Genomic DNA, 26,641 nt, shown 5'->3' with positions numbered 1-26,641 from the left:
CGGGCTACCGTCGGCCGGGCGGCGCCGAGCCCTGCGGGCCCGACGCCGCGTCCGGCTCAGGCGGGCTGGGTGAGGACGGCCCGGGCCGACGTGGAGCGGTGTCGGGTGACGGCGAGGATGCCGGCGCCGATCGCGACCAGCGTCCAAAGGACGAGTCCCATGGCTGCGGGTGCGCCGCCCCCGGCATCCGTCAATGCGGCCAGCATGGCCGTGTAGGCCGGGGCGGTCGGCAGGAGGCCGGCCACGTCGAGGAGCGTGCCGGGAACCGTCGAGACGATGCCGGTGGCGAGGGCCATGACTCCGACGAGCGCCGAGACCCACCGTCCGATGCCGCCGAACAGCGCGACGAGGGCGTGGTTGACCGCCGCGAACGCGACTCCGGCGAGCACGCACATCGCGGCGAAGAGCCACCAGGCGCCCCAGTCGTAGCCCGCGGCGAGCTGGACGACGGTGGCCACCAGGACGCCCTGCAGGGCGCCGAGCAGCGCTCCGGGGGCGAGGGCGCGCAGCGCGAGTGCGGCGGAGGAGCGGCGCGACGTGAGTGCGGCGCGGGGGACGGCGCGAAGCACGATGAACGACGCCAGCCCACCGAACCAGAGCGCGAGGGTCGCGAGCAGCGGGACGGCGGAGGCGCCGAACAGCGAGGTGCCCGCGCCTTCGGCGACGACGGGGTTCGCGACGATCGACGCGAGGTCCGCCGCCTGGGACTTCGTGTAGCTCGGGACGCCGTCGACGGCCTTGTCGAGACCGGTCGCGAGGTCGCCGGTGCCGTCGGCGAGCTTGCCGACACCCGTCGACAGTTCGCCGGCGCCATCGGCGAGCGAGCCGACGCCGTCCGCGAGCTGGTCCGAGCCGTCCGCGGCGGTGCCGGCGCCGGTGGCGAGGGCCTGCGCACCGGTCGCGAGCTGGCCTGCGCCGGACGAGAGCTTGTCGGCTCCACCCGCGAGCTTGTCGGCACCGCCGGCGAGCTGCCGCACGCCGGTCGCCGCCGCGCCCGCGCCGTCCGCGAGGCCCGAGGCGCCGGTCGAGAGCCCGCCCGCGCCGGTGGCGAGCTTGTCGGCCCCGTCGGCGAGCTGATCCATTCCGCCGGCGAGCTTCTTCGCGGCGGCGGCCGACGTGCTGAGACCCTCGCTCAGGTTCGGGCCGAAGTTCGCCAGCGCGTCGAGGTCCTTCGCCAGCTGCTCCGAGTCACCCACGGTGTTCTGCAGCTGGGGCAGCGCCTTGGTCGCCTGGGCCGCGGCAGCCGTCAACTGGTCGCACAGTGCGGTGCCCGCCTGCGCAGGGACGCACGCCTTCGCGGCGGACGACAGGGCGTCGACGATGGATGTCACGGCCTGGCTGTTCTGCTCGCCGTTGGCGGTGAGGGCCTTCACCCCGTCGACGAGTTCCGACGGAATCGCGGGGATTGCGGCGGTCTGCTCGGCGGCCTTGGCCAGGCCGTCGGCGAGCTCCTTCGTGCCGTCGGCGATCGGTCGCGCGCCCGCGGACCACTCGTCGAGACCGCGCGAGGTGGCGGCAGCGCCGTCCGCGAGCTGGTCCGCGCCACCCGCGAGAGTGTCGAGCCCGTCGGCCGCGGCGCCTGCGCCGTCGGCGAGCTGGTGGGCGCCGGTGGCGAGGCCCGACGCGCCGGTGGAGATCGCGTCGGCGCCGCTCGCGATGCCGTCAGCACCGGTCTGCAGCTTGCGGATGCCGTCGGCCAGGGAGTACCCACCGTCGGACGCGGTCGACGCGCCGTCGGCGAGCTGGGCAGCACCGTCGGCGGCGCTCTGGGCGCCGTCGGTGAGTTGGGTCGCCCCGTCGGCCGCCTTGCCCAGCTGCTCGCCGAGCGTCGTGAAGCCGAGGAACACGTTCTCGAGGTAGCCGCTCGTGAGCCGCTCTCCGAGGACGGATGCCGCGGTCGAGGTCACTTGCGACGTGATGGCTTCGTCGACGATGCGCGAGTCGGGCGACGACGTCAGTTCGATCGTCGCGCGCTCGGGCGTCTTGCCGGGAGCGGTCGAGGTCGCCGCGGCGGAGAAGTTCTTCGGGATGGTGACGATCGCGTCGTACGTGCCGTCCTCGAGCCCTTCCTTCGCGTCATCCGAGTTGGAGATCGTCCACGTGAGGTTGCTGTCCAGGTCGTCGGAGCCCTCGACGAGGCCCGCCGTCAGCAGACGGCCGAGAGGTGTGGTCTGGCCGTTCACCTCCACCGACTTGTCGTTGTTCACGATCGCGGTGTTCAGTGCGTCGAGCCGCTCGGTGGGGTTGTAGAGGGCAGCGACGAGGATGCCGCCGATGACGGCCGGCAGCAGGAGCACACCCAGGAGGGTGAGCCACGAGATGGGGCGCCGGGTCTGCGCGCGTTCGATGGGGAGAGTCATGAGGGGATCACCTGGGTGGGGGTGTCGGCGTCGAGGGCGGCGGAGGTGTCAAGACGCAGGGTGTCGGGTTTCGGGCGGTAGGCGTCGGCGAGCAGCTCGCGGGCGGCGCCGAGGTCGCGGGCCGAGGCCGCGACGGTGAGCTGCCCGGCCTTCGCGGCGACGGCGTTCGATGCGTCGCGGAGGAGGGCGGCGGCCTGATCGCGGTCGGCTCCGGTGAGGGCGTCGAGACCGATGATCGTGACGAACCGGGTGCGGCCGGCGAGGGCTCGCCGCAGGTCGGCGAGCGGCGACTCCGAGCCGGTCAGCTCGGCGACGGAAACATGGGCTCTCACCCATGCGGCGCGCCCGGGGAGCAGGTGACCGGAGACGCGCAGCAGGCCGGAGGTCGGGGCGATGCGCCCCGCCACGGTCAGCAGGAAGGCGCGGGACGCGTGCGGATCGGCTGCCGTCACGAGCAGCGTGCCGCCGTCCGCGACGCGGGCGTGCGCGCCGGAGAAGAGCACGACGTCGGTGTCGGCCGACTCGGCCCGCACCTCGAGGTCGTCGGCCGCGAGGGCACCGTTCCAGTCGGGCTCGGGCCAGTCGGCGTGTGCGCGCTCGTGCTCGACCGCTTCGCCCTCGATGTCGACCTTGGGGAGCAGCCGCTCGAGCCAGCGCGGCATCCACCAGGCCTTGTCGCCCAGCAGGGCCATGACCGCCGGGGTCAGGGTCATGCGGACGAGGAAGGCGTCGACGGCGATGCCCACGGCGAGGCCCAGGGCGATCGGTTTGATCGAACTGTCGCCTTCGGGGACGAAGGCGGCGAAGACGGCGAACATGATGACGGCCGCTGCGACGACGACGCGGGCCGAGGCGGTGAAACCGCTGCGGACGGCCGCGACCGCGGTCTCGCGGTTCGCGCGTCCGCCTCGGGCGCGCACCGCGTGGACGAAGTCCTCGCGCATGCGCGAGACGAGGAACACCTCGTAGTCCATGGCGAGTCCGAACAGCACGCCCATGAGGATGATCGGCATGAAGCTGATCACGGGGCCGGTGCGCGTCACGTGCAGGGCGTCGGCGAGCCAGCCCCATTCGAACACCGCGGCGACGGCGCCGAACGCGGCGAGGATCGACAGCAGGTAGCCGAGCGTCGCCTTCAGCGGCACCCAGATCGAGCGGAACACGATCATCAGGAGGATGAAGGACAGGCCGACGACGAAGATGCCGAAGGGCAGCAGTGCGGCCCCGAGCCGGTCGGAGACGTCGATGCCGACGGCGGTGTAGCCGGTGACCTTGAGGTCGACGCCGTACTCGTCCTGCCACTCGTCGTGGTGCGAGCGGAGCTCGCGCACGAGGTCGGCGGTCGCCGGATCGTCGGGTGCCGTGGTCGGCACGATCTGGATGAGACCGGTGTCGGCGGTGGCGTTGGGGGTGGCGAGGGCGACGCGCTTCACGCCGGGGATCGCCTCGACCTCCTTCTTGAGGTCGTCCATGAGGCCGAGCGGATCGGTCGAGGTGACGATCGTGCCGGCCATGACGAGGGGACCGTTAGACCCCGCGCCGAAGTACTCGGCGTTCAGGTCGTACGCCTGGCGCGCCTGACTCGACGGCGGCTGGACACCGGCGTTCGGCAGCGCGAGGTGGAGGCTCGCCGACGGGATGGCCATGATGCCGAGTCCGACGACCACGGCGACGGTCGCGATGATCGGATGCCGCGTCACGAGCATCACCCAGCGGTTGGGTCGCGCGGGGGCCACCGGCCCGGCGGCGGGTGCCGGCTCGGGCTCGGGTGCGGCGTCGTCACCCTCGGTCGCCGCTGCGGCGACCTCGGCCGCGCGGCGACGGCGGGTCGGGACGCCGCGCTGCAGCATCCCCCCGCCCCAGCCGACGACGCGACCCTTCGCGAATCCGAGGAGTGCCGGGGTGAGGCTGATCGCGACGGCGACCGCGACCGCGACGGCGACGGCAGCCGCGATGCCCATCGTCGACAGGAACGGGATGCCGGCGATGCTGAGTCCCACGAGGGCGATCATGACCGTCACTCCGGCGAAGACGACGGCCGATCCGGCGGTGCCGACGGCACGGGCGGCGGACTCCTCGGGATCCATGCCGGCGCGGACCTGGTCCTGATGTCGCGACACGATGAACAGCGCGTAGTCGATCCCGACGGCGAGGCCGAGCATGACGGCGAGCATGGGTGTCGTGGCGGAGATCGTCGTCACCGCGGTTGCGAGGAAGATGAGGGCGATCGCGAGTCCGACGCCGATCAGAGCGCTGACGAGCGGGAACCAGGCGACGGCGAACGAGCGGAACGTCACGATCAGGACGAACAGCGCGACGAGCACGCCGACGACCTCGACGATCGACAGCGCCGGGATGGATGCCGCGAAGAGGTCGCCGCCGAGCGCGGACTGCGCGCCGTCGGGCAGGTTCGCGTGGAAGTCGGCGGCGGCCTTCTCGACGGCGTCGACGGTCGCGTGGCTGACCTCGGTGGACGTACCGTCGAACTGCATCTGCACGAGCGCGGCGCGGTCGTCGTCCGACACGAGGCCGGTGACCATCTCGTCGAAGGGGGAGGTCGCCGAGGTGACGCCGTCGATGTCGCCGAGCCGGGTGACCAGGTCGTCGATCTCGCCGCGGAGCGGCTGATCCTCGACCGTCTCGCCGTCGGGAGCGACGACGATGAGCTGGGCGCTCGCCCCGCTGGCCTGCGGGAATGTGCGGTTCAGCAGCTCGAGTCCCTGCTGCGCCTCGGTCCCGGGGATCGTGAACGAATTGTCGGTGCCCTTCATGAAGAGGGCGACACCGCCGCCGATGATGCCGAGCAGCAGGATCCAGGCGATCAGCACGCGCCACGAGTGCCGGTAGGCCCATCGGCCGAGGGTGAAGAGGATGGTGGACACAGGCGCTCCTGGATTAGAGTCGGACGGTTTCGATACAGCGCTGTATCCAATACACATGTGTATCGTAGACCCGAATACAGCTCCCAATCCTGAAGGGCGGGTGTGAGATGGCGCGAAGTCGCGAGAACACGCGTGCGCGCCTGCTCGAAGCCGCACACGAGGTGTTCGCCGAGGTCGGGCTCGATGCGGCATCCGTCGAGATGATCTGCGAGCGCGCGGGATTCACGCGGGGCGCGTTCTACTCCAACTTCGAGTCGAAGGACGAGCTCTTCCTCGCCCTCATCACGCAGCTGTCCGAGGACAAGCTCGACGAGGTGTCGGTGCGCGTCAAGACGCTCTCGGGCGGCGGCGACGTGGTCGATCTCGTCCGTCAGATCGCCGCGATGTCACTGTCCGAGCGGATGGAGCCGCAGCTGCTCAGCGAGGTCCGCACGCAGGCGCTCCGCGACCCGCGCCTGGCGGAGGCGTTCCTCTCGTGGCGCGCGCAGATGCTGCGACGCATCGAGACGATCGTCGGCGACGTGAGCGAACGGCATGGACTGCCCCTGCGGATGACGGTCGCCGACGCCGCCCAACTGCTCCTCGACGTCTCGGAGCAGTGCAGCGTGCAAGCCGCGCTCGAGCGGCTGTCGGAGCGTCAGGCGAACCGGGCCATGCAGTCGCGGCTCGAGCAGCTCGTGCCGCTCCTCGTCGGCTGACCCGGGTCTCCTGGGGATCGTCAGCCGGCCTGCAGGACCGCGTGGCACCGCTCCAGGCGGGCGAGCCACCAGTCCCGGCGCTCCCGCGTCGCGGCGTGCGCGTCGAGCAGCGCGGCATCGGGCACGACGCGGCGGACGGGCAGCATCCCGCCCTCGGGCCGCAGCGGCTCGCCGGTGACGTCCGCCGCGAGGAGCGACGCGGTCCCCAATCCGCAGTCGACGTCCAGCCCGGGGAGGGATGCCGCCAGGGCGACCCCCATGGCGAGGCCGACCGAAGTGTCGAGGGCGCTCGACACGACGGCGGGGAGCCCCGCTTCGGCGACGACCGACAGGGCCCGCCGCACCCCGCCGAGCGGCTGCGCCTTGATCACGAGCAGGTCGGCCGCGCCGGCCCGGGCGACGGCGACCGGGTCGTCGGCCTTGCGCACGCTCTCATCGGCGGCGACCGGGATGTCCATGTACCGGATGCGTCCGCGCAGCTCGGCGAGCTCGGCCACCGTCGCGCAGGGCTGTTCCACGTACTCGAGGTCGAACGCCGCGAGCGAGTGGACGGCGTGCTCCGCCTCGTCCAGGTTCCACCCGCCGTTGGCGTCGATGCGGATGCGCCCCTCAGGACCCATCGCCTCGCGGACGGCGCGCACCCGCGCGACGTCGTCGGCCAGCACCTGACCGGGCTCGGCGACCTTGACCTTCGCAGTCCGGCATCCGTCGAATCGCGCCAGGACATCGGGGACGGATGCCGCGGCCACCGCCGGCACCGTCGCGTTCACCCCGATCTGGTCGCGCAGCGCTGCCGGGGTCGGCTGCCAGCCGAATTCGATCGCCGCGGCGAGCCACGACGCCGACTCGACATCGCCGTACTCGGTGAACGGCGAGAACTCGGTCCACCCTTCGGGGCCTTCGAAGAGCATTGCCTCACGGATGTCGATGCCGCGGAACCGGGTGTGGAGCGGGAGCGAAACGACGCGCGCGCTCGCGCGGAGGTCGGCGAGCGAGGGCAGATGCATGACCCCATCCTGGCCCGCGCGGGCGCCGTTGTGCGGAAGGTTCGACGACCGCACGTCATAGGCGGGTGTAGCGGGCGCGGAAGAAGGCGTAGACGCCGTACGCGATCCAGCCCGCACCGATGAGGACGAGGAGGATCTTGCCCGCGGGGAGCTCGGCGAACGACCGCAGCGCTCCGTCGAGACCGGTCGACTTCTCGGGGTCGTTCGTCGCCGCGCCGACCAGGAACAGCACGCCGACGCCGGCGAATGCGACGCCACGGGCGATGTATCCGACCGTGCCCAGGATCCGGACGCCCCGGCCCGCCGTGCCCGACGGCAGGGACAGGTCGCGCTCGAAACGGCGGGTCGCGCCCTTGAAGACGAGGTACCCGGCGATGCCGATGACGACGAGGCCGATCGCGACGACGAGGAACACGCCGCCCGGGGTCGAGAGGAGATCCGCGGTGAGCGAGCGGGTCGACCCGGCCGAACTCGTGGATCCGCCGGCCGCGAAGGTGCCCGCGCTGAACGCGATGACGAGGTAGACGACGCCCTTCGACGCGTTCTTCACGATGTGGACTGCGCGCTCCTTGCCGTCGGAGGCACTCCGGTCGAGGAAGGCGCTCAACAGATGCCAGAGCCCCAGGGCGGCGAGGCCGATCGTGGCGCCCCAGAGCAGGAACACGCCCCCGGGGGCGGCCGCGAGCTGGGCGAGGGCTCCCGACTGGTCGGCCTGCCCTCCGCCGGAGAGTCCCAGGGCGAGGGAGACGGCGATGAGGCCGACGATGATGTGGACCACGCCGCTCGCTGCGAAGCCCGCTCGTGCGAGCACGTGCACCGCCCTGCTGTTTTTCGCGCCGTGTGCTGCGGTCTTGGTTGAGGAGCTCATCGCGCCAGCGTAGTGACGCCGCCGCCGGTCCGCGCGGGGGTTGCGCGCGCGGTACAGTGACGCCCAGGAGGGCCGGATGACACCGACACTGCACGACGTCGCGCGGCTGGCGGGTGTATCGATCAAGACGGTCTCGAACGTCATCAACGGTCACCCCCATGTCCGACCCGAGACCCGCCGGAACGTCGAGCGAGCGGTCGCCGAGCTCGGATACACGCCGAACCTTACGGCGCGGAACCTCCGCAGCGGCCGGACGGGCGCCATCGCCCTCGCCGTCCCCGATCTCGCGCTCAGCTACTTCGCCGAGCTCGCCGGCATGGTCATCGCACGAGCCGAGGAGCGCGGCGTGGTCGTCCTGGTCGAGCAGACCGGCGGCGGGCGGGAGCGTGAGCGCGAGCTGCTGCGGAGCCCCCGCCTCGGTCTCACCGACGGCTTGATCATGAGTCCGTTGGGCCTGGATGCGGCGGACCTCGCCGCGCGCCCGGAGACGTACCCGACCGTGTTGCTCGGGGAGCGGGTGTTCGACGCACCGCTGGACCACGTCACGATGCGGAACGCCGAGGCCGCACAGGCGGCGACGGCGCATCTGCTCGACGCCGGCAGGCGTCGCATCGCTGTCCTCGGCGCCCACGACGGCGATGCCGACGGCGCGGCGGGCCTTCGCCTGCAGGGGCATCGCGCCGCGCTGGCGGCGGCCGGGGTCGCGCTCGACCCCGAGCTGATCGTCGCCACGCGCTTCTGGGACCGCTCGGGTGGAGCCGACGCCGTGCGTGACCTCGTGGCCCGTGGCGTCGCCTTCGACGCCGTCTTCGGGCTCAACGACACCCTCGCGCTCGGTGCCATCCGCGCATTGCAGGAGGCGGGACTCCGGGTGCCTCACGACGTCGCCGTGGTCGGGTTCGACGACCTCGACGAGGCGCAGTACTCGATCCCCTCCCTGACCACGATCGATCCCGGCCGACGGTGGATCGCACAGACCGCGGTCGACACCCTGCTCGGTCGCGTCGCCGCGGCATCCGACATCCCTCACCGGGTGCAGTCGGGCGAATTCACGCTGCGCGTGCGGGAGTCGGCGCCGGGGCGTCGCTGATCGCGGTCGGCGGCGCTGCGCGTGGCGCGCGGGCCTGGCGTTCGCGGATGCAAGAGTTCGTGCGCGCCACGCCGTGCCTCGCGCGCGGGCACCGGCGTGTCGGGCCGGATCCATTGCATCCGTCGACGCGGTGGGAGGCGCGGAGGCCTTGACGCCCGGCATCCGCGTCGCCATCATGATTTACAACGTTTACCTCCCGGACAAGGACGCCCCACATGACCTCCGCACGCCTCACCGTCGACGCCGCATCGCCCATCGGGGAGGTCCGCCGCAAGATCTTCGGCGGCTTCGTCGAACACCTCGGCCGCCACATCTACGACGGCATCTTCGAGCCGGGTCATGAGGCAGCGGATGCCGAGGGTTTCCGCACGGACGTCATCGACCTCGTCAAGGAGCTCGGGGTCGACACGATCCGCTACCCCGGCGGCAACTTCGTGTCGGGCTTCCGGTGGGAGGACTCGGTCGGTCCCGTCGACGAGCGGCCCCGCCGGCTCGACCTCGCCTGGCACTCGACCGAGACGAACGAGGTCGGCCTGCACGAGTTCTCGTCGTGGCTCGACAAGGTCGGCAGCGACCTGATGATGGCCGTCAACCTCGGCACCCGCGGCACGCTCGAGGCGATCGATCTGCTCGAGTACTGCAACATCCGCTCGGGCACTGCGCTCAGCGACCAGCGCGTCGCCAACGGCGCGACCGACCCGTTCGGCATCCGCATGTGGTGCCTGGGCAACGAGATGGACGGTCCGTGGCAGCTCGGGCACCGGTCGGCCGAGGACTACGGCAAGCTCGCGTCGCGGACCGCGAAGGGGATGCGGCAGCTCGACCCGTCGATCCAGCTCGTCGTCTGCGGTTCGTCGGGCGCGACGATGCCCACGTTCGGCGAATGGGAGCGCGTCGTCCTGACGCACACCTACGACGACGTCGATCTCATCTCGTGCCACGCGTACTACGAGGAGAAGGACGGCGACATCGGCAGCTTCCTCGCCTCGGCGGTCGACATGGACCGCTTCATCGAGACCGTCGTCGCGACGGCCGACCACGTCGCCGCCGTGAAGCGATCGTCGAAGAAGATCGACATCTCGTTCGACGAGTGGAACGTCTGGTACCTGTCGCGGTGGGAGAACGTCGAGAAGATCGACGGCATCGACAACTGGCCGGTCGCGCCGCGCCTTCTCGAGGACGTGTACTCCGTGGTGGATGCCGTGGTGTTCGGCGGCCTCATGATCTCGCTGCTCAAGCACGCCGACCGGGTGGCCAGCGCTTCGCTCGCGCAGCTGGTCAACGTGATCGCGCCGATCATGACCGAGCCCGGCGGCCCGGCGTGGCGTCAGACGACGTTCTTCCCCTTCTCGATCACCTCGCGCCTCGCGCAGGGCGACGCGATGCGGGTCCTCGTCGATGCGCCGTCGTACGAGACCGCCGCGTTCGGCGAGGTGCCGCTCGTCGATGCCGTCGCGACGCACGACGACACCACGGGCCGCAGCGCCGTCTTCCTCGTCAACCGCAGCACGACCGAGTCGATCGAGGTCACCGTCGACGTGACGGGGCTCGGTGCCGGCTCGATCGTCGAGACGCACACCCTCTCGGACGACGACGTCTACGCGAAGAACACCCTCGCCGACCGCGAGCGCGTCGCCCCGCGGCCGAACGAGTCGGCCCGCGTCGATGACGGGACCCTGACCATCACGCTCCCGCCGGTGTCGTGGACGGCGGTAGCGCTCGGCTGAGTTCTGCCGTTCCGCACCCCTGGCGAGACGATGTCCCAGGATGGGACACTCCTCGGCAGGGGGTGCGGGATGCGGCGAAGATCGACGATCGCGGTCGGGCTGATGATGCTGGGGGTCGGGCTCGCCGGATGCGATGGTGTCCGGCTCCCTTTCGTCGAGGTCCAGGCGTGCGCGTCGTGGGTGTCGTTCGAGACCGACGCGGAGCGCGCCGCCGGGTCGCAGGCGGTCGTGGTGACGAGCTCGGTCGAACCGGACGGCACGACGCGGATCATGGAGTACGACACGAACGTGTATCTCGTCACCGTGGACGTGGCCGAGAAGGGCGACATCGCAGCCGGCGACAGGATCCGCGTCGCCTCGACCGCGGACGCGTGCGGCACCTATCCGTATGGGGATGCCGGCGGTGACCCGATGCTCGGCTCGGCGCCCCTCCGCCTGTTCCTGTTCGACGAGGGCGGCACGTGGCGGACGATCACGCCGTTCGACGGTGTTCGGCCGGCGACGTGAGGTTCGTCTTCCACCAGCGCGTCGACCTCGCCGGGGATGCGTTGATCCCGGCATCCGATCTCGCGTCTGTCGACCCCGCGGCGTACGCGCGGGCGATGGCGAAATACGACGACACGCCGGAACGCCGGCGTCTGCGCGACACGGTCCTCCCCGGCCTCGGCAGGGGATGGACCGAGGTTGTGTTCTTGAGTCCCGTCCACCCTCACGCGATCTGGCGGGCGTGGCGCGAGATCCGAGGCAAAGCGCTGCCGCGGGCGGAGTTCTGGGCGATCCCGGCGGACGACCTGCCGCACGGGACGGTCGTCCTCGACCGGACGGTCTCGGCGGTCGGCGACCCGATCGACCCGGCAGAGGTCGCACCGTTCGATCCGGCGTCGTTCACGACGGCCGAAGAGGTTCCGCCGGCGAACCGTGCCTGGCTCGAGGAGATGGTCCTCTGCGGTGTCAGCGGGGCGTGGTTCCACGGCATCCCCCACGTCCTCGCGCCGGGGGCGGTGCCGCTCCATGAGGCCCGCGTGATCGGGTGGGAGGAGCCGGTGCGCGAGCCGCTCTGAGCAAGACATTGATTCGAAGCTGTGGCTCGACGCATGGGAACAGATGTTCTAATCTGGGTCTCATGGAAGCCCGGGCATTCGAACACGATCTGACGCTGTGGTTCGTCGACGACGTGCCCGCCCGCATGTTCTTCGGCGGCCGGCGGTGGACCGTGACCGACACCCCCACACGCCTCGGTCGAGGGATGTGGCCTCCACTTCCCGCGTCGGCCGCTCGCGCATGGCGGTTCCAGGCGACCGACCAGGCGGGCGAGGCCTTCGTCTTCGACATCTACGACGACGGCGACCACTGGCACGTACATCGCGCATACGCCTGATCTCACCGCAGGTACGCGTCGACCACGAGGTCACCCCGGATCCGGCGGAGCGCGTCGACGATCGTGGGAACGGTTCGCGTGCCCGCCGTCCGGAGGATGACGTCATGCGGCCCCAGCGGTTCGAGCCCTCCCGTGCGCACGCGCACGACCTCCCACCCCGCGGTGCGCAGGAGCGCGTCCTTGCGCCGATCGGATGCCTCCCGCTTACCTACGTGCTCGAGCCCGTGGCGCCCGGGGGTGTCGTACTCGACCGCGACCCGGAGCTCGGGGAGCAGGATGTCGGGCCACACCTCCCGATGGCGGAAGAACGGTCGCGTCACCCGGACCGCCGTCATCCCCTCGGTGAACAGCATCGCCGCGGTCAGATCCGCGCGCAGCCGCGCTTCGGCAGCGGATGCCGGTGGGGGAGCGCACGCGCTGACGAACGGCTCGCCCGCGGGAAGGTCCGGGGTCTTTTCGCAGATGGCCGGCACCGCGCGCTTCCGCGCGGGAGCTTTGGCGGGGGCTACCGGCATCCGCACCGCTTTCGCCTGCTGCACGGCGGCGAGGACCGCGCCCGCGTCGATGCGTTCGACGACCCGCACGGGGCGGGGCGCCGCGAGCGCTGAGCACTCCGGGCACCAGGCCGACCGCCGTCGCACGCGCCCCGGACGCTCGCGCTGCTCGGTCGGCGTCGCGGCGAACCGATGGCCGGCGGAGCACTCCCAGCACAGCAGCACGTCTGCGGCGGGCGGGATCTGCGAGAGGACGATGCCACCGTTGAGGTCGGGGTGGTACTGCCGGACGAGCTCCGGGTACGCGGCCCACGCCGACCCGTAGGTGCCGACGGCGTAGGGGACATCGGTGCCGCGCGAGAACTGCCGCCGCTCCCACCACCACCGCACCGGTTCCGTCACGGGTCGACGGTAGGGGAGGGGGCGGACACGTCACGCGGCTCGGGCACCATACTGGCGAGATGCGATCACTCCCAGGCCTTCCCATCGTCCTTGTGCTCGCTGTGCTCGCTGTCATCCTGACCGGGTGCGTGTCGACGAATGGCCTCGAGTCGGAACAACCACGCTCCGCTGCGCCGACTCCCACGATCGCCCAGCCGGCGGAGGAGGCTTCGTGCACTCGAGAGATCCCCTTCGACGCCCCCTTCGCGAACGCCCTCGACGGTACGCCGGTGGGTGAGGACATGATCCAGATGACGTCGACGTCCCACGGCTACACGCGCGGGAAAGGCGCGTGTACTCCCGCAGGAACGCTGCCCGGGCCGTCCACGGAGATGTGTACGGTCGCGATCGGCGACAACCCCGCCAACTCGGAACCGGTGGACTACATGTTCGCCGCCGGAGCGACTGAACAGCTCTCGGCCCGCGTCACCGGGAAGACCGAGAGGGGATCCATGGCCGCCTATGTTCTCTCCTCATGGAGCTTCGCGTCGGCTGCGGACGCTGCTGCGGCCCCGTGGGTCGACCTGGTCGAGTCGTGTGACGGCGTGATCGAATCGACGGAGGGCGACCGGCGGAGCGAAGACCTCTTCGAAGGCGATGAACCGCATCTTCGACTAGTCGTCGCCAATACCGATGTCCTGCTGTACCGCGCTGTCCGACTCGCCGACGGATCAGAAGGGTTGTCGTCGACGGCGTCGGGTCTGCTCCCCGCCGCCGTGGTCGATCAACTCGAGACGTGGTGGCTGTCGAACGCCGCGGGCGCGACGGTCACCGAGCCCTGATTCCGGCTCAGGCGACCTGCTGGCCGCACATCCCGCACTCGCCGGTCGCGGAGACCTCGACGAAGCAGTTCGGGCACATGGCGCGGACGACGTCGAGCGAGGCCGCAGGGCGCTTTGGCGCAACGGTCCGCTCGAGACGCGGCTTCGGCGCGGTGCCGCGGGCCTTGCCCGGCCGGGCGACCGACGGCGGGGGCGGCGGCGCGGTCTTGGGGGCGTGCTCGGCGCAGTAGTAGCGCACGAATCCAGCGTGGTTGTTGGGATGCCGGTGCTTGACGGCCCACAGTTCGGTCCGCTCCAGCGGCTCGCTGCCGGCGGGGCAGCTGACGCAGCGCGTCGGCTCGCCGGGCACGGCCTCGGCGGCGAGGACGGGTACCTCGAACGGAAGAGCGTCCCGCCAGTCGGATGATCTCGTGATCTTCATGCGGGGGTCCCTCCGCGGCCTCGTCGGGGGTGAGGGCCGCCCTACAAGCTTCGCACGATCGGACCGCCCGTGGGGCCCGCGCGTAGGCTGGCAGGGTGACCGTCTCCGAGCTCTTCGACCCGTCGGAGTGGACCGAGGCGCCCGGCGCCGCGGACTACACCGACATCACCGCGCACGTCTCGATCGACGGGCGGATCGCCCGCATCGCGTTCGACCGTCCCGAGGTGCGCAACGCCTTCCGGCCGCACACCGTCGACGAGCTGTACCGCGCGCTCGACATCGCGCGGCAGGACCCGAAGATCGGCGTCGTGCTGCTCACGGGCAACGGCCCGAGCGCGAAGGACGGCGGCTGGGCGTTCTGCTCCGGCGGCGACCAGCGCATTCGCGGCCGAGACGGCTACACGTACGCCGCGGATGACGCGACGACACCCGATCCGGCACGCGCGGGGAGGCTCCACATCCTCGAGGTGCAGCGCCTCATCCGCTTCATGCCCAAGGTCGTCATCGCCGTCATCCCGGGCTGGGCGGCGGGTGGCGGGCACTCGCTGCACATCGTCTGCGACCTGTCGATCGCGAGCGCGGAGCACGGCAGGTTCAAGCAGACGGATGCCGACGTCGGATCGTTCGACGCCGGGTACGGCTCGGCGTACATGGCTCGCCAGGTCGGTCAGAAGGTCGCGCGCGAGGTGTTCTTCCTCGCCGAGGAGTACTCCGCCGAGCGCGCGTACGAGATGGGCGCGGTGAACCGCGTCGTCCCGCACGCCGACCTCGAGCGCGAGGCGATCTCGATGGCGCGGACGATCCTCGGCAAGTCCCCGACCGCGATCCGCATGCTGAAGTTCGCGTTCAACGCGATCGACGACGGCATGGTCGGCCAGCAGGTCTTCGCCGGCGAGGCGACGCGCCTCGCCTACGGCACCGACGAGGCCGTCGAAGGGCGCGACGCCTTCCTCGAGAAGCGCGATCCGGACTGGTCGCCGTACCCGTACCACTACTGAGTCCGCGCCATGCAGCTGAGCCGCCTCGATTCCGCGGATCCGCGTGACGTCCTCCGTGCGCTCCGCGCGGCGGTGCTCGGCGCGGGACCGGCGGTCGCCCTCGGCGCGGCATCCGGTCTTCCGACCGACGTCCCCGCGGGCACGGCCGTCGTGGTCACGACGAGCGGGTCGACCGGGTACCCGAAGTCCGTCGCGCTCAGCCGGTCGGCGCTGACCTCGTCTGCACTCGCGACGGCGGACCGGATCGGCAGCGGCTCGTGGCTGCTCGCCCTCCCCGCGACCTACGTCGCCGGCGTCCAGGTGATGGTGCGGGCACTGGTCGCCGGTCGCGACCCGGCGATCCTGGCCGGCTCCTTCACGGCGCAGACCTTCACGGCCGCAGCGTCCGCGATGGCCGCGAGCGAGGGCGGACACCGGGTCCCGACCTACACGTCCCTCGTCCCCGCCCAGGTGCAGACCCTGGTCGAGGCGGGGGAGGCGGATGCCGCGGTCGCCCGCGCATTCGCCTCGTTCGACGCCGTGCTCGTCGGCGGGCAGGCGCTGCCGCCCGCGCTCGCCGACCGCGCCGCAGCTCTCGGCGCCCGCATCGTCCGCACCTACGGGTCGACCGAGACGAGCGGCGGATGCGTCTACGACGGGCGTCCGCTCGAGGGTGTGCGGCTGCGTGTCGAGGACGGCGAGGTCCAGCTCGGCGGTCCGACACTGGCCGACGGCTACCTCGGCGATCCCGAGCGGACGGCCGACACGTTCGTCCGCGACGGCCACGGTGCGCGCTGGTACCGCACGGGCGATTCCGGGTGGGTCGACGACGGGGTCCTCCGCATCACGGGCCGTCGCGATAACGTCATCGTCTCGGGCGGCGTGAACGTCTCGCTCGACCGCGTCGAACAGGCCGTCCGGGCGCTCGAGGGTCTCGAGGGCGCGGTCGTCGTGCCGACGCGCGACGAGCGGTGGGGTGAGGCATCCGTCGTCGTCCTGGCGCGCCGCGCGCTCAGGGGCCGGGCCGAGCCCGACGTGCTCCACGACGTGCGCCGGGTCGTCGCCGAGGCGATCGGGGCACCCGCGCGACCGCGTGAGCTGCTCGTGCTCGATGAGGTGCCAATGACTTCGACCGGCAAGCCCGATCGCGCGCTTCTGCGCCGACTGCTCGCGGACGACGAGGAGCCCACGCCGCGCGGGGAATAGGATCCTTGCTCGTGGCCGCATCCCGAAAGACCCCCCGCAAGCCCGCCGCGAAGCGCTCGGCGCCGCGAGGCAACCCGGCGAAGGCGCGCGTGTCGTCGGCGCCGCCGAAGCCCGCCCCGGTGACCGCTCGCGACTGGATCGGGGCGGCCCGCCTCCGGACGCTCCCCCTCGCGATCAGCCCGATCCTGGTGGGCACGGGCGCGGCGATCGCCGTCGGCGGCGGCTTCCACTGGGTGCTCGCCCTCTGCTGCCTCGCCGTCGCCGTCTCGCTGCAGATCGCGGTGAACTTCGCCAACGACTACAGCGACGGCATCCGCGGGACCGACGACCACCGCGTCGGCCCCCCGAGGCTCACGGCGTCGGGTCGCGTCACCCCCCGCGCCGTGCTGATCGCCGCCCTGCTGTTCTTCGCGATCGCCGCGCTCGTCGGCATCGCCGTGGTCATCCGCACGCAGCACTGGTGGCTGCTCGCGGTGGGCGCGGTGTGCATCGTCGCGGCGTGGTTCTACACGGGCGGCAAGCGGCCTTACGGCTACTCGGGCCTCGGCGAGGTGTTCGTCTTCGTCTTCTTCGGGCCCGTCGCCACGATCGGGACGACCTTCGTGCAGGCCGGATCGGTGCCGCAGGAGTCGTGGATCCCCTCGATCGGGGTGGGAGCGCTCGCGTGCGGTGTGCTCGTCACCAACAACCTCCGCGACATCGCGCAGGATCGCGTGGCGGGCAAGCGCACGCTGACGGTGCTCATCGGCAAGCGCGCATCGCAGGTGCTCTACACCGTGCTCATGCTGGTGCCGTTCGCGACCGTGCCCGTCGTCGCACCGTTCTACCCGGTCGCGTGGCTGTCGCTGCTGGTCCTCCTGGCGACGCTGTCGGCGACGCTCATCGTCTGGACATACCGCACGGCGCGCGAACTGATCGTCGCGCTGCAGCTCAGTTCGCTGGCGTCGCTCGCCTGGAGCGGCTTCATCCTCTGGGCGTACGTCGCCGCCTGAGGCTCAGCGGGCGGAGTCGTCGGATGCCGACTGCGGCGTCGCCGCGGCATCCGGATCGTGCTCGTCACGGAAGGCGTCTTCGACGGCCTCGTCGCTGTCGGTCCGGCGCCGCGCCTCTCGGCGCTCGGCCATGCCGACGGAGACCTCGTCGAGGGGACGGCGCAGGAACAGCACCGACAGGCTCAGGCCGATGAGGGCCGCGAAGATGGCCGCGAGCCAGTACTGCTCGCGCAGCACCGGGAACAGCATCATGACCCCGAAGGGGACGAAGAAGGCGAGCAGCCGCAGCAGCGCGTAGACGAAGGCGGACCGGGCACGCATACCGACATTCTACGGCCGCCGGCTGTGCGGTCGGCGTCGGTGCGCGGCGGCCTCGGGGCGGGGGAGCGCGCCTAGGATGGGGGGATGGCGCGCGTGTACCTCGTTCTGGCGCTGCTGCTGGCCGCCTTCTGGGTCTACAGCATCGTCGACTGCGCGGTTCAGCCGCCGACACGGCATCGCGGTGTCAGCAAGCCGATCTGGCTGCTCATCGTCATCCTGCTGCCGGTCGTGGGCGGTGTGCTGTGGTTCGTCATCGGCCGGTCGCGGGCCTCGTCGAGCCGGGTCGTGTTCAGGGCGCCCGACGACGACCCCGACTTCCTCGGACGCATCGGCACGTCGAGCGACCAGGACGACCGCATCCGCCGCCTCGAAGAGGAGCTCGCCGCGCTCGACTCCGAAGCGCCGGACCCGCGGGACCGTCCGGCGGATCCACCCGCCGAGGACGACAGCGACGAGCAGTCGCGCGGCTCGCGGTCCTGAGATGGCGACGGACGGACCCGGCCGTGCGCCCGCGACCGATGCCGCAGCGGCGCTCCTGACGCGACTCGTCGAGCGGGGTCTGCGTCACATCGTCCTCTCACCCGGGTCGCGCTCTCAGGGGCTCGCCCTCGTCGCCGCCGAGCTCGAGGCGCGCGGGCTGGTCCGTCTGCACGTCCGCATCGACGAGCGCGTCGCGGGTTTCACCGCGCTCGGGATCGGCCGCGAGGACCGGATGCCGGCGGTCGTCGTCTGCACCTCGGGTACCGCCGTCGCGAACTTCCTCCCCGCCGTCCTCGAAGCCCATCATTCCGGTGTGCCCCTTCTCCTCCTCACCGCCGATCGGCCGCCGGAGCTCCGTGGCATCGGCGCCAACCAGGCCACGCGTCAGCCGGGCATGTTCTCCGGTTTCGTGCGCCTCGAATCCGACCTTCCCGTCGCCGAGGCGCTCGCCGAGTCCGCCGAGGCCGACGAGGTCGCCGCCTTCCGGGCGGCCGCCGACGTGGGGTGGGATGCCGCCGTCGGCAGCGGTTCGCGGGTCGCGGGGCCCGTGCACCTCAACATCCCGTTCCGGGAGCCGCTCGCGGGCGAACTCCCCGGGTGGGTGCCGTCGTCGAGTGCGGAGGATGCGGCATCCGATCCGACCGAGGCCGACGTCGAGGCGGAGACCGTCGAGGCCGAATGGGGCGCGCATTACCAGGGCGGCGGCGGTGTCGGTGCGGCACTCGAGGTCGTCGAGTCGGAGCCGGTCGTCCTCGAGGCGGGACCGCGCACGGTGGTCGTCGCCGGCGCGGATGCCGGGCCGGATGCCGAGGAACTCGCGCACGCCGGCGGCTTCCCGCTGATCGCGGAGATCGTGAGCGGCGCGCGGTACGGACGGCACCTGGTCCACGGCTACCGCACGCTGCTGTCGGATGCGGAGCTCGGCGGTCGCATCGAACGAGTCGTCGTGTTCGGGCATCCGACTCTGAGCCGCGAGGTCGCGAGACTGCTCAGCCGCAGCGACGTCGAGGTGATGGCGGTCCGCGGGCCGGGGGAGCAGCTGAATCTCAACGGCGTGACGGTCGCGGTCGACGATGTGACCGCGGCGCGAGGCACGGGCGACCGCGACTGGCTGGGGGCGTGGATGCGCGCGTCGCGAGACCAGGTGGTCGACCTCAGCCCGGCGGCACCCGACGCGGATGCGCTGTCCTCGGCCGTTCCCGCCGAACGGCTCGGCGCGATCTCGGCCGAGCTGGGGGCGGTCCGTGCCCCGGTCGATCGGGCCGCTCTCGTCGACGCGGTGTGGCGGGCGACGTGGCCGCACGACCGGCTGCTCTTCGGATCGTCGCGGCTGGTGCGCGTGGCCGACGAACTGCTCGGCGGAAAGAAGGTCCCCGTTCACGCGAACCGTGGGCTCGCCGGCATCGACGGCACCATCGCGACGGGTCTCGGCATCGCTGCGGCGTCTCAGCGCGGCGCGGTACCGGGCGTCACCCGGGTGTTGCTCGGCGATCTCGCCTTCCTCCACGACGTCGGAGCGCTCCTGCATCCGGCCGCAGAAGACGAACCGCGCATCCAGGTCATCGTCGGCAACGACGGCGGCGGGACGATCTTCGACGGCCTCGAGGTCGCCGGCGTCGCGAGCCCGCCGGCGTTCGATCGGGTGCAGTACACCCCGCAGACCGCGCGTCTCGAGGAACTCGCCCGCGCCTACGGCTGGGAGTACCAGCGCATCACGACGCGGGGTGCCTTGGATCAGGCGCTCACGTCGCCCGCGGGAGGACGCCAGATCATCGAAGTGCCCCTGAGCCGGTAGTCGCGGCATCCGCAAGGCGGTCGCGCCGGTCACGGCGGCACGGCAGGATGTGGCGCATGACTGACGCTCACTGGACCGCTTCCCCGTCGACGCTGCTGCGGGTGGGGCCGAGATTCGGGCTCGCGGACGTGGACCCGGCATCCACCCCCGGTTACGACGGCGGCAAGAAGGCGGGGCAGGCGGATCTCGCCGCCGCGGCGGAGCGGTTCGACCAGCTGCAGGAGCGGCTCTACGCGCAGAGCCGCACGCAGCCGGATTCGCCGTCGGTCCTGCTCGTGCTGCAGGCGATGGACTCTGCAGGCAAGGGCGGCATCGTCCGTCACGTGATCGGGGCGACCGACCCGCAGGGCGTGCATCTGAAGGCGTTCAAGAAGCCCACGGCAGAGGAGTCGGCGCACGACTTCCTGTGGCGCATCGAGAAGGAGGTGCCGGAGCCGGGGTACATCGGCGTCTTCGACCGTTCGCACTACGAGGACGTCCTGATCGGCCGGGTCCGCCAGCTCGCACCCGCGGAGGAGATCGAACGACGTTACGGAGCGATCGTCGATTTCGAGGAGCGGATGGCGAGGCGTGGGGTGCACATCGTGAAGGTGATGCTCCACATCTCGGGCGACGAGCAGAAGTCCAGGCTCGCCGAGCGGCTCGACCGCCCCGACAAGCACTGGAAGTACAACCCCGGCGACGTCGACGAGCGCGAACTGTGGCCGGCGTACATGGAGGCCTACCAAACGGTGTTCGAACGCACCTCCACCGACCGGGCGCCGTGGTTCGTCGTCCCCGCGAACGCCAAGTGGTACGCCAGGCTGGCCGTGCAGGCGCTGCTGATCGACGTCCTGGAACGCATCGATCCGCAGTGGCCCGTGGCGGACTTCGACGTCGAGGCCGAGAAGGCGCGTCTCGCGGCGACGTGACGTCCGTCAGGGCAGATGGGAGCGGATGGCGCGCACGACGGCATCCGCTCGCTCGACCGGGACGAAGTGCCCGCAGTCGGTGACGACCTCGAGGCGGGCGTCGGAGAAATGCTCGGAGAGGTTGTCGGCCCATTCGACGGGGAACAGCGGGTCGCTGTCGGGCCACAGCATCGTCGTCGGCACAGTGATCGGCTCATCGTCCGCGGCGTATCCCCGGTTGGCGACGTACCACTGCAGGCTCGCGGCGAAGGCCCCCGGCCGTGCGTAAGCCGCGACGATCTCGTCGAGGTGCGGCGGCGGCGCGGCATCCGCTCGCCACGTGTCCCAGAGGTAGGTGAGGTACGTGCGGACGGCGCGTTCGTCGCCGTCGATGAGGGCGGCGGCGACGGGTTCGCGGTGGAAGTGCTGGTACCAGAAGGTCGAGGCGAGGGCGGGGGATGCCGCGCGGTCGCCGATTCCCGGATAGGCGGGCGTGAGCACCGCGCCGCGGAACCGGTGCGGAGCCGTGCGGAGGGCGGCCTGCGCGATGCGGCTGCCGATGTCGTACCCGACGATGACGATTCCGTCGGCGGCGCCGTGATCGTCGAGCAAGGAGAGGAGCCGGTCGGCGTGCGCCGCGGCCGTCGCATCGAACGGGGCCGACGTGCCGGCGAAGCCTGCGCCGAACCCTGAGAGGTCGGGGACGATCACCCGCTGCCCGCTCAGGTGGGTCACCACGTCGTCGTAGTCCGAGGGGAGTCCGGGCCAACCGTGCAGGAAGACGACAGTCATGCGACGAGGCTAGCGACGCCGACGGACACGGAGCACGTTCGCGATTTCCTGACGGGAGCGGACGGCACCCCGTAGGTTGAAGGCATGATCAAGGCCTATATCGCGATCCTGCTCATCGTCGGTGTCGCCATGGCGGCCTTCGGCATCTTGTTGCCTCTCGGCGGTGGGTTGATCATCGCGGCCATCGGAACGGCCGCGATCGCGGCGGGACTCACGCTCATCGGCGTCGAACTGCGGTCGCCCGCTCGCTGACCTGAGGAGATCCGTTGCCTTTCGAACCCGTTGCGCTCGACCACACCTTCACGGCCCCGATCGGCGTGGAGGTCAAGGGTGAGACCTGGTCCTGCGTCGAGATGCCCGGTTCGGCGGACTTCTTCGGCACCGGCCGTTCCGTCCGGGTGGACCTCACCGTCGACGATGTCGAGATGTCGAACGTCGGGTTGATGGTGACGGGCACGGGTGGGCACATGGTCTCCCTGAACGCTGGGGTCCGCCGGAAGCTGGGCAAGGACATCGGCGACACGGTGACCGTCCGCCTGACGCGTCGGCTGAGGTAGGTCAACCCCGCATTCGTCGGCGCAGGTGACGGCTAGCGTGGTGCTCCTCGATCTCGGCTGCGCTTGTCGAGACGAGCGGGAAGGAACGTGTGAGTCTTCGTCGAAGCGAGCCGGTCGTCCATGTGCTGACGGTGGACGGGCTGAACTTCCGCATCGTGCGTTCGTCCCATGCCGCTGCTCAGCGCACTTTCTTCCTCATCCACGGAATCGGGATGTCGCATCGGTACCTGCGTCGGCTCCACGCCGAGCTCGCGCTCACGCACTCCGTGATCTCGATCGATCTGCCCGGCTTCGGCGGCCTGCCCCGCCCCTCTCGAGACCTCGACGTCCGCGCGATGGCGGGTGCCCTCGCGACGCTGCTCGACCGCGTGGCGGTGACGGATGCCGTCGCCGTCGGCCACTCGATGGGGAGCCAATGGGCCGTCGAGCTCGCGGTGCAGCGCCCCGACCTGGTGACGCACGTCGTCGCGATGGGACCCGTCGCCGACGATCACCACCGGACGGCGTTCGCACAGGCGCGCGCTCTCGCACTCGACGTGGTGGGTGAGACGCCGCGCGCGAACTGGCAGGTGCTGAGCGACTACGTGCGATGCGGCATCCCCTGGTACCTGCGTCAGCTGCGGCACATGGTCGCGTATCCGATCGAGGAGCGCGTGGGACTGCTGACGAGGCCGCTGCTCGTGCTCCGCGGTGCGCAGGACCCGATCGCAGGGCTGTCGTGGTGCCGCCGGTTGCGGGATGCCGCTCCGGATGCCGCGGTGATCGAGGTTCCGCGGGGGTGGCACGTCGTGCAGGACCGCGCTCCGCGGGCGGTCGCCGGAGCGATGGAAGCGTTCCTTTTCGGGCATACGTCGCCGAGCCCGGGAAGGTCGTCGCGATGACGGCGCTCGTGCGCAACGCCGTGTGGTGGGCGAGGGACTACCTGTATGCGGCGGTGTGGCAGATCCGGGCGACGCTGAACCGCACCGACCCCCAGACGTTCTCGGAGGGGGATCGCACGCCCATCGTCATCCTCCCGGGCGTCTACGAGACCTGGCAGTTCATGTATCCCCTCATCACCGCGATGCACGACCGGGGGCATCCGGTCCACGTCGTCCAGGTGCTGCACCACAACCGTCGCCCGGTCGACGAGGCGGCCGCCCGGGTCATCGAGTATCTGCGCGCGAACGGTCTGCGCGGCTGCGTTCTCCTCGCACACAGCAAGGGCGGGCTCGTCGGTAAACGCGCGATGGTGATCGACGCGGGGGACGGGCGGATCGCCCGCATGCTCGCCGTCGCGACGCCCTTCGGCGGATCGCGGTACGGCCGGCTCATGGTGTTGCCGTCCCTCCGGATCTTCTCACCGAGGAGCGCGACGATCCGTACCCTCGCGAAGGAGCGGGAGGCGAATGGCCGGATCGTCTCGGTCTTCGGGGAGTTCGACCCGCACATCCCGGAAGGGAGCGAGCTCGCCGGTGCGGCGAAGAACGTGCGGCTCGACACCGGCGGCCACTTCAGGGTGCTCGCGGACCCTCGTGTCATCGCGGAACTGATCGCCCTGTCGGAGGGCGACCGGAGTCCGAACGGTCAGGCCACGCCCTGAGCGACGAGCGCGTCGTCGACGAAGGCGTAGACCTGCTGCGGACGGAACCCCGCGAAGAACGTCGCGCGATGCTTCTCGATGCGCACAGCGTGCCGTTCCTGCTGGCCGACCTCGAATGCCCACGTCTTCACCGTGCTCACGGAGAATCCGCGAACGGTGTCGACGACGCTCTGCCCGTCGACGGTGATGGTCAGCCGACCCCAGAACTTGTCGAAGGAGAAGACGACGGTGTGCTTCTCGGTGTCGCCCACGGGGAAGGTCATGATCACAGCGTCAGCCTAGGGGTGCTCGGGTTCATACCCGACTGGAGTGCGGCACGCTCCCCGTCACTGAGGGGAGCGAGCGGGTAGCGGGTGGCGTCCTCGCGGAACTCGTAGCCGTCGCCCGGCTGGCGGGGGATGACGTGGAGGTGCGCGTGCGGGGTGCCCTGGTCGGCATCCTCTCCGTTCGACATCACGAGGTTCGTCCCGGTCGTCGTCGCCGCGAGCACGTCCCGGATGGCGCGATCGGCGGCCTGTGCGACCAGGGCGAGCTCGATCACCTCATCCGACGTCAGCGACGCGAGATCTGGGGCGTGGCGGAGCGGGATGACCAGCACGTGCCCGCGGTTGATCGGATGCCGGTCGAGGACCGCGAGGACGCGTTCGCCGCGGGCCACGACGTCGAAGCCGTCCTCGGCGATGTTCCGACAGAAGCTGCAGGCGTCGTCGTTCATACCGGTGAGACTACGGCGGGCGGTCATCGTCGATGAGTTCCTCGAGGCGCTGCCGTGGCGGAGGATGGAACGATGGACACCGCCGTGCCGATCGACCTCGATACCTGGCCGCGACGCTCGCACTTCGAGCACTATCGCCGCCGTGTGCCCTGCACGTACGCGATCACCGTCGAGATCGATGTGACCGACTTCGTCCGCCGCGTCCGTTCCGCTCGGCGCCGGACGTACGTCGCGCAGGTGTGGGCGATCGCGACCATGGTGAACCGGTACGAGGAGTTCCGGCTGACGCTCGACGACGCCGGCGCGCCGGCGGTGTGGTCGCGTGTGCATCCGTCCTTCACGGTCTTCGACTCGGACCGCGAGACCTTCGCGAGCATCTGGGTGGAGTACGACGACGACTTCGGGGCGTTCCACGATGCCGCCGTTCGGGTCATCGCCGACCATGCGCGCGCGACCGAGCTCTTCCCCCAGGGCGCGCCGCCGGCGAACACCTTCGACGTCTCCAGCATCCCGTGGACCAGCTTCACCGGCTTCACCCTCGACGTCGACGGCGCGTGGGACCATCTCGCCCCGATCTTCACGCTCGGCCGGTACGTCGAGCGCGACGGGAGGACCTTCCTTCCGCTCGCTGTGCAGGTACACCACGCGGCGGCGGACGGCTTCCACACCGCCCGGCTCATCGATGCGCTCCGGGACTTCTTCGCCGATGCGACGTGGCTCGGCTCAGACGTCTCGGTTCCCGACTCGTCCGCGATCGATTCCCGCCGGCACGGCTGAAACCACCGAGCGCCGGGGCCTACGGCGCACCTCTCCTTCGACGACGGCCGCAACGGAGGCGAACACCAGCGCGACGCCGCAGACCTGCGTCAGGGTGAGGGTCTCTCCCGCGACGAGGCCGCCGATCGCGAGCGCCACGACCGGGCTCAGGAGTCCGAGAAAGGCAGGGACCCTTGCCGGCAGTGCGGCGACGCCGCGGAACCACACGGCGTAGGCGAGCGCGGTGCCGATGAGCGTGAGATAGGCGTAACCGGCGATATTGGTGAGCGTGGGGGGCTGCTCGGGGAGCGGCTCGAAGACGGCGACGAGCGCGGCGAGGATGAGGCCGCCGGCGACGAGCTGCCAGGCGGTGACCACGAGGGGCGGGTGATCGTGCGACCACGCCTTCGTCAACACGACGCCCGTCGCCATCGACACGGCACCCAGAAGGGCGGCGGCGACGCCGATCGCATCGAGCCCGCCCGAGGCCCGCAGGACGATGAGGGCGACGCCGATGACCCCGGCGGCCCCCGCGGCGACGACCCGCCCCGTCAGCTTCTCGGCGAGCACGCGCGAGGCGAGCACCGCGACCAGAAGCGGTTGGATGCCCCCGACCACCGCCGCGACGCCGCCGGGCAGTCGGTCGGCGGCGATGAACAGGAACGCGAAGAAGCCGCCGATGTTGAGCGCGCCGAGCACTGCGGACTTCCACCACCACGAGCCGCGGGGGAGTCGCCGTCCGATGAGGAGGAGCAGGATGCCGGCGGGCAGTGCGCGCACGGCCGCGGTCAGGAGCGGATGGCCCACGATGAGGAGGGTCGTCGCGGTGAGGTACGTGGTGCCCCAGAGGATCGGAGCGACCGCGGTCATCGCGACGACCGACATCGTTTTGCTAAGCACTTAGTTAATATAGCTCACTGCTTAGCGATACGGTCGAGGCATGGACCACGTCGATCGCATCCTCAGCCAGTGGCGCACCGCTCGGCCCGGTCTCGATGTGAGTCCGATGGCGGTGATCGGTCGCCTCAGTCGCGCCGCGGCCGTCGTCGACGCGAGACTCGCGGCGACCTTCGCGTCTCACGGCATCGATGCCGGGACGTTCGACGTGCTCGCGACGCTCGCGCGTCAGGGCGAGCCCTTCCGGATCACTCCCGCCGAACTCGCCGCCGACGCCATGATCACCTCGAGCGCCGTCGCCCAGCGCCTCAACCGCCTGGATCGGCTGGGTCTCGTGGTCCGCGAGCCGAATCCCGACGACGGACGCGGCAAGTTCGTGCGACTCACCGATGCCGGACGTGAGCTGCTCGACGCGGTCCTGCCCGATCATCTGGCGACCGAGCGCGAGATCCTCGCACCGCTCACGGCCGCTGAGCGGGACACGCTCGCCGGGCTGCTGTCGAAGCTGACCTCCGAAAGGTGAGCGACGCGCC

At 71.1% G+C, this 26,641-nt stretch carries 30 protein-coding genes; 19 read left to right on the top strand and 11 right to left on the bottom strand.

From position 1 onward, the window contains the following. Window positions 1-56 precede the first annotated feature (56 nt). Both BLR68_RS10525 and BLR68_RS10520 read right to left on the bottom strand, forming a co-directional pair. Window positions 57-2,360, bottom strand: coding sequence for a YhgE/Pip domain-containing protein (locus BLR68_RS10525; protein ID WP_018186859.1), 2,304 nt, complete (start codon window positions 2,358-2,360; stop codon window positions 57-59). Next, entirely contained in the window at window positions 2,357-5,242 is a 2,886-nt protein-coding gene (locus tag BLR68_RS10520) for an MMPL family transporter (RefSeq protein WP_018186860.1), read from the bottom strand. Before BLR68_RS10520 ends, BLR68_RS10525 begins: the two co-directional genes overlap by 4 nt. Before the next feature lie 107 nt (window positions 5,243-5,349). On the opposite strand from BLR68_RS10520, the gene BLR68_RS10515 reads away from it, so the two are divergent. Further along, on the top strand, window positions 5,350-5,940 hold the full coding sequence (locus tag BLR68_RS10515; protein ID WP_018186861.1) for a TetR/AcrR family transcriptional regulator: 591 nt from the start codon (window positions 5,350-5,352) through the stop codon (window positions 5,938-5,940). Window positions 5,941-5,960: 20 nt separating this feature from the next. On the opposite strand, the gene BLR68_RS10510 is transcribed toward BLR68_RS10515, so the two are convergent. Next, complete coding sequence (locus BLR68_RS10510; RefSeq protein ID WP_018186862.1) at window positions 5,961-6,947, bottom strand: o-succinylbenzoate synthase; 987 nt, start codon at window positions 6,945-6,947, stop codon at window positions 5,961-5,963. A 55-nt stretch (window positions 6,948-7,002) separates the two neighbouring features. Beyond that, a complete protein-coding gene (locus tag BLR68_RS10505; RefSeq protein ID WP_026302862.1) occupies window positions 7,003-7,815 on the bottom strand; it encodes a DUF1206 domain-containing protein in 813 nt (270 codons plus the stop codon). Between the two features lie 76 nt (window positions 7,816-7,891). On the opposite strand from BLR68_RS10505, the gene BLR68_RS10500 reads away from it, so the two are divergent. The 5 genes from BLR68_RS10500 to BLR68_RS10480 all read left to right on the top strand — a co-directional run bounded on the left by BLR68_RS10500 (window position 7,892) and on the right by BLR68_RS10480 (window position 12,010). Next, complete coding sequence (locus BLR68_RS10500; protein ID WP_018186864.1) at window positions 7,892-8,905, top strand: LacI family DNA-binding transcriptional regulator; 1,014 nt, start codon at window positions 7,892-7,894, stop codon at window positions 8,903-8,905. 215 nt (window positions 8,906-9,120) lie between these two features. Then, a complete protein-coding gene (locus tag BLR68_RS10495; protein WP_018186865.1) occupies window positions 9,121-10,632 on the top strand; it encodes an arabinosylfuranosidase ArfA in 1,512 nt (503 codons plus the stop codon). A 69-nt stretch (window positions 10,633-10,701) separates the two neighbouring features. Continuing rightward, window positions 10,702-11,139, top strand: coding sequence for a hypothetical protein (locus tag BLR68_RS10490; RefSeq protein WP_018186866.1), 438 nt, complete (start codon window positions 10,702-10,704; stop codon window positions 11,137-11,139). Continuing rightward, window positions 11,136-11,693, top strand: a complete 558-nt coding sequence (locus BLR68_RS10485; RefSeq protein ID WP_018186867.1) for a hypothetical protein — start codon at window positions 11,136-11,138, stop codon at window positions 11,691-11,693. Before BLR68_RS10490 ends, BLR68_RS10485 begins: the two co-directional genes overlap by 4 nt. Before the next feature lie 62 nt (window positions 11,694-11,755). Next, window positions 11,756-12,010: a hypothetical protein gene (locus BLR68_RS10480; protein WP_018186868.1), complete on the top strand. Its 255-nt coding sequence runs from the start codon at window positions 11,756-11,758 to the stop codon at window positions 12,008-12,010. 2 nt (window positions 12,011-12,012) lie between these two features. Here BLR68_RS10480 and BLR68_RS10475 read toward each other — a convergent pair whose 3' ends face one another. Then, on the bottom strand, window positions 12,013-12,906 hold the full coding sequence (locus tag BLR68_RS10475; RefSeq protein ID WP_018186869.1) for a zinc-ribbon domain-containing protein: 894 nt from the start codon (window positions 12,904-12,906) through the stop codon (window positions 12,013-12,015). A 59-nt stretch (window positions 12,907-12,965) separates the two neighbouring features. Between BLR68_RS10475 and BLR68_RS10470 the strand changes: the two genes are divergently transcribed. Then, window positions 12,966-13,727 carry a hypothetical protein gene (locus tag BLR68_RS10470; protein ID WP_256335375.1) on the top strand — a complete coding sequence of 254 codons (762 nt, stop codon included), beginning with the start codon at window positions 12,966-12,968 and terminating at the stop codon, window positions 13,725-13,727. Window positions 13,728-13,734: 7 nt separating this feature from the next. Here the strand turns inward: BLR68_RS10470 and BLR68_RS10465 are convergent, their stop codons facing one another. Further along, window positions 13,735-14,148 carry a hypothetical protein gene (locus BLR68_RS10465; RefSeq protein WP_018186871.1) on the bottom strand — a complete coding sequence of 138 codons (414 nt, stop codon included), beginning with the start codon at window positions 14,146-14,148 and terminating at the stop codon, window positions 13,735-13,737. 95 nt (window positions 14,149-14,243) lie between these two features. Here BLR68_RS10465 and BLR68_RS10460 point away from each other — a divergent pair, with 95 nt between their 5' ends. Genes BLR68_RS10460 through BLR68_RS10450 form a run of 3 tightly spaced genes read left to right on the top strand, consistent with a single transcriptional unit; the run spans window position 14,244 to window position 17,323 of the window. Continuing rightward, window positions 14,244-15,146, top strand: a complete 903-nt coding sequence (locus BLR68_RS10460) for a 1,4-dihydroxy-2-naphthoyl-CoA synthase (protein WP_018186872.1) — start codon at window positions 14,244-14,246, stop codon at window positions 15,144-15,146. A gap of 9 nt (window positions 15,147-15,155) precedes the next feature. After that, the gene (locus BLR68_RS10455; protein ID WP_018186873.1) at window positions 15,156-16,331 is read left to right on the top strand and encodes an AMP-binding protein; all 1,176 of its coding nucleotides are present in this window, start codon (window positions 15,156-15,158) and stop codon (window positions 16,329-16,331) included. 11 nt (window positions 16,332-16,342) lie between these two features. Next, the gene (locus BLR68_RS10450) at window positions 16,343-17,323 is read left to right on the top strand and encodes a 1,4-dihydroxy-2-naphthoate polyprenyltransferase (protein WP_018186874.1); all 981 of its coding nucleotides are present in this window, start codon (window positions 16,343-16,345) and stop codon (window positions 17,321-17,323) included. A 3-nt stretch (window positions 17,324-17,326) separates the two neighbouring features. On the opposite strand, the gene BLR68_RS10445 is transcribed toward BLR68_RS10450, so the two are convergent. Further along, complete coding sequence (locus tag BLR68_RS10445; protein WP_018186875.1) at window positions 17,327-17,644, bottom strand: DUF4229 domain-containing protein; 318 nt, start codon at window positions 17,642-17,644, stop codon at window positions 17,327-17,329. A gap of 84 nt (window positions 17,645-17,728) precedes the next feature. Between BLR68_RS10445 and BLR68_RS10440 the strand changes: the two genes are divergently transcribed. From BLR68_RS10440 to BLR68_RS10430, 3 genes are read left to right on the top strand one after another with little or no spacing between them, the layout of a single operon-like run. Beyond that, a complete protein-coding gene (locus BLR68_RS10440) occupies window positions 17,729-18,124 on the top strand; it encodes a PLD nuclease N-terminal domain-containing protein (RefSeq protein ID WP_018186876.1) in 396 nt (131 codons plus the stop codon). A gap of 1 nt (window position 18,125) precedes the next feature. Further along, a complete protein-coding gene (gene menD / locus BLR68_RS10435; RefSeq protein ID WP_018186877.1) occupies window positions 18,126-19,919 on the top strand; it encodes a 2-succinyl-5-enolpyruvyl-6-hydroxy-3-cyclohexene-1-carboxylic-acid synthase in 1,794 nt (597 codons plus the stop codon). Between the two features lie 56 nt (window positions 19,920-19,975). After that, the gene (locus tag BLR68_RS10430) at window positions 19,976-20,830 is read left to right on the top strand and encodes a PPK2 family polyphosphate kinase (protein WP_018186878.1); all 855 of its coding nucleotides are present in this window, start codon (window positions 19,976-19,978) and stop codon (window positions 20,828-20,830) included. Between the two features lie 6 nt (window positions 20,831-20,836). Here the strand turns inward: BLR68_RS10430 and BLR68_RS10425 are convergent, their stop codons facing one another. Then, window positions 20,837-21,601, bottom strand: coding sequence for an alpha/beta fold hydrolase (locus BLR68_RS10425; protein ID WP_018186879.1), 765 nt, complete (start codon window positions 21,599-21,601; stop codon window positions 20,837-20,839). 84 nt (window positions 21,602-21,685) lie between these two features. Between BLR68_RS10425 and BLR68_RS17980 the strand changes: the two genes are divergently transcribed. The 4 genes from BLR68_RS17980 to BLR68_RS10410 all read left to right on the top strand — a co-directional run bounded on the left by BLR68_RS17980 (window position 21,686) and on the right by BLR68_RS10410 (window position 23,740). Further along, window positions 21,686-21,853 (top strand): hypothetical protein, encoded by a 168-nt coding sequence (locus BLR68_RS17980; protein ID WP_018186880.1) that lies wholly within the window; start codon window positions 21,686-21,688, stop codon window positions 21,851-21,853. A gap of 14 nt (window positions 21,854-21,867) precedes the next feature. Then, window positions 21,868-22,158 (top strand): DUF1905 domain-containing protein, encoded by a 291-nt coding sequence (locus BLR68_RS10420; RefSeq protein WP_018186881.1) that lies wholly within the window; start codon window positions 21,868-21,870, stop codon window positions 22,156-22,158. An 89-nt stretch (window positions 22,159-22,247) separates the two neighbouring features. After that, entirely contained in the window at window positions 22,248-23,039 is a 792-nt protein-coding gene (locus BLR68_RS10415) for an alpha/beta fold hydrolase (protein ID WP_256335374.1), read from the top strand. Next, a complete protein-coding gene (locus BLR68_RS10410) occupies window positions 23,036-23,740 on the top strand; it encodes an esterase/lipase family protein (protein ID WP_018186883.1) in 705 nt (234 codons plus the stop codon). The genes BLR68_RS10415 and BLR68_RS10410 overlap by 4 nt, the downstream gene beginning before the upstream one ends. Here BLR68_RS10410 and BLR68_RS10405 read toward each other — a convergent pair. Next, on the bottom strand, window positions 23,725-24,003 hold the full coding sequence (locus BLR68_RS10405) for a hypothetical protein (RefSeq protein ID WP_256335373.1): 279 nt from the start codon (window positions 24,001-24,003) through the stop codon (window positions 23,725-23,727). The two genes, BLR68_RS10410 and BLR68_RS10405, sit on opposite strands and share 16 nt — an antisense overlap. Before the next feature lie 2 nt (window positions 24,004-24,005). Then, entirely contained in the window at window positions 24,006-24,455 is a 450-nt protein-coding gene (locus tag BLR68_RS10400) for an HIT family protein (RefSeq protein WP_018186885.1), read from the bottom strand. Window positions 24,456-24,527: 72 nt separating this feature from the next. Between BLR68_RS10400 and BLR68_RS10395 the strand changes: the two genes are divergently transcribed. Further along, the gene (locus tag BLR68_RS10395; protein ID WP_018186886.1) at window positions 24,528-25,232 is read left to right on the top strand and encodes a CatA-like O-acetyltransferase; all 705 of its coding nucleotides are present in this window, start codon (window positions 24,528-24,530) and stop codon (window positions 25,230-25,232) included. On the opposite strand, the gene BLR68_RS10390 is transcribed toward BLR68_RS10395, so the two are convergent. Continuing rightward, window positions 25,179-26,111: a DMT family transporter gene (locus tag BLR68_RS10390; RefSeq protein WP_256335372.1), complete on the bottom strand. Its 933-nt coding sequence runs from the start codon at window positions 26,109-26,111 to the stop codon at window positions 25,179-25,181. The genes BLR68_RS10395 and BLR68_RS10390 overlap by 54 nt on opposite strands. 40 nt (window positions 26,112-26,151) lie before the next feature. Here BLR68_RS10390 and BLR68_RS10385 point away from each other — a divergent pair, with 40 nt between their 5' ends. Next, window positions 26,152-26,631 (top strand): MarR family winged helix-turn-helix transcriptional regulator, encoded by a 480-nt coding sequence (locus BLR68_RS10385; protein ID WP_018186888.1) that lies wholly within the window; start codon window positions 26,152-26,154, stop codon window positions 26,629-26,631. Window positions 26,632-26,641 lie beyond the last annotated feature (10 nt).

This window comes from Microbacterium sp. 77mftsu3.1 (assembly GCF_900100525.1).
In the GTDB taxonomy this organism is placed as follows: domain Bacteria; phylum Actinomycetota; class Actinomycetes; order Actinomycetales; family Microbacteriaceae; genus Microbacterium; species Microbacterium aquilitoris.
This window is presented reverse-complemented; position numbering and strand designations above follow the sequence as displayed.

Excerpts from the sequence above, each read along its gene's own strand:
- BLR68_RS10525 (WP_018186859.1), bottom strand. The coding sequence starts at position 2,360 with ATGACTCTCCCCATCGAACGCGCGCAGACCCGGCGCCCCATCTCGTGG.
- BLR68_RS10515 (WP_018186861.1), top strand. The coding sequence starts at position 5,350 with ATGGCGCGAAGTCGCGAGAACACGCGTGCGCGCCTGCTCGAAGCCGCA.
- BLR68_RS10510 (WP_018186862.1), bottom strand. The coding sequence starts at position 6,947 with ATGCATCTGCCCTCGCTCGCCGACCTCCGCGCGAGCGCGCGCGTCGTT.
- BLR68_RS10505 (WP_026302862.1), bottom strand. The coding sequence starts at position 7,815 with ATGAGCTCCTCAACCAAGACCGCAGCACACGGCGCGAAAAACAGCAGG.
- BLR68_RS10500 (WP_018186864.1), top strand. The coding sequence starts at position 7,892 with ATGACACCGACACTGCACGACGTCGCGCGGCTGGCGGGTGTATCGATC.
- BLR68_RS10495 (WP_018186865.1), top strand. The coding sequence starts at position 9,121 with ATGACCTCCGCACGCCTCACCGTCGACGCCGCATCGCCCATCGGGGAG.
- BLR68_RS10490 (WP_018186866.1), top strand. The coding sequence starts at position 10,702 with ATGCGGCGAAGATCGACGATCGCGGTCGGGCTGATGATGCTGGGGGTC.
- BLR68_RS10480 (WP_018186868.1), top strand. The coding sequence starts at position 11,756 with ATGGAAGCCCGGGCATTCGAACACGATCTGACGCTGTGGTTCGTCGAC.
- BLR68_RS10470 (WP_256335375.1), top strand. The coding sequence starts at position 12,966 with ATGCGATCACTCCCAGGCCTTCCCATCGTCCTTGTGCTCGCTGTGCTC.
- BLR68_RS10465 (WP_018186871.1), bottom strand. The coding sequence starts at position 14,148 with ATGAAGATCACGAGATCATCCGACTGGCGGGACGCTCTTCCGTTCGAG.
- BLR68_RS10455 (WP_018186873.1), top strand. The coding sequence starts at position 15,156 with ATGCAGCTGAGCCGCCTCGATTCCGCGGATCCGCGTGACGTCCTCCGT.
- BLR68_RS10445 (WP_018186875.1), bottom strand. The coding sequence starts at position 17,644 with ATGCGTGCCCGGTCCGCCTTCGTCTACGCGCTGCTGCGGCTGCTCGCC.
- BLR68_RS10440 (WP_018186876.1), top strand. The coding sequence starts at position 17,729 with ATGGCGCGCGTGTACCTCGTTCTGGCGCTGCTGCTGGCCGCCTTCTGG.
- menD (WP_018186877.1), top strand. The coding sequence starts at position 18,126 with ATGGCGACGGACGGACCCGGCCGTGCGCCCGCGACCGATGCCGCAGCG.
- BLR68_RS10430 (WP_018186878.1), top strand. The coding sequence starts at position 19,976 with ATGACTGACGCTCACTGGACCGCTTCCCCGTCGACGCTGCTGCGGGTG.
- BLR68_RS10425 (WP_018186879.1), bottom strand. The coding sequence starts at position 21,601 with ATGACTGTCGTCTTCCTGCACGGTTGGCCCGGACTCCCCTCGGACTAC.
- BLR68_RS17980 (WP_018186880.1), top strand. The coding sequence starts at position 21,686 with ATGATCAAGGCCTATATCGCGATCCTGCTCATCGTCGGTGTCGCCATG.
- BLR68_RS10410 (WP_018186883.1), top strand. The coding sequence starts at position 23,036 with ATGACGGCGCTCGTGCGCAACGCCGTGTGGTGGGCGAGGGACTACCTG.
- BLR68_RS10405 (WP_256335373.1), bottom strand. The coding sequence starts at position 24,003 with ATGACCTTCCCCGTGGGCGACACCGAGAAGCACACCGTCGTCTTCTCC.
- BLR68_RS10400 (WP_018186885.1), bottom strand. The coding sequence starts at position 24,455 with ATGAACGACGACGCCTGCAGCTTCTGTCGGAACATCGCCGAGGACGGC.
- BLR68_RS10395 (WP_018186886.1), top strand. The coding sequence starts at position 24,528 with ATGGACACCGCCGTGCCGATCGACCTCGATACCTGGCCGCGACGCTCG.
- BLR68_RS10385 (WP_018186888.1), top strand. The coding sequence starts at position 26,152 with ATGGACCACGTCGATCGCATCCTCAGCCAGTGGCGCACCGCTCGGCCC.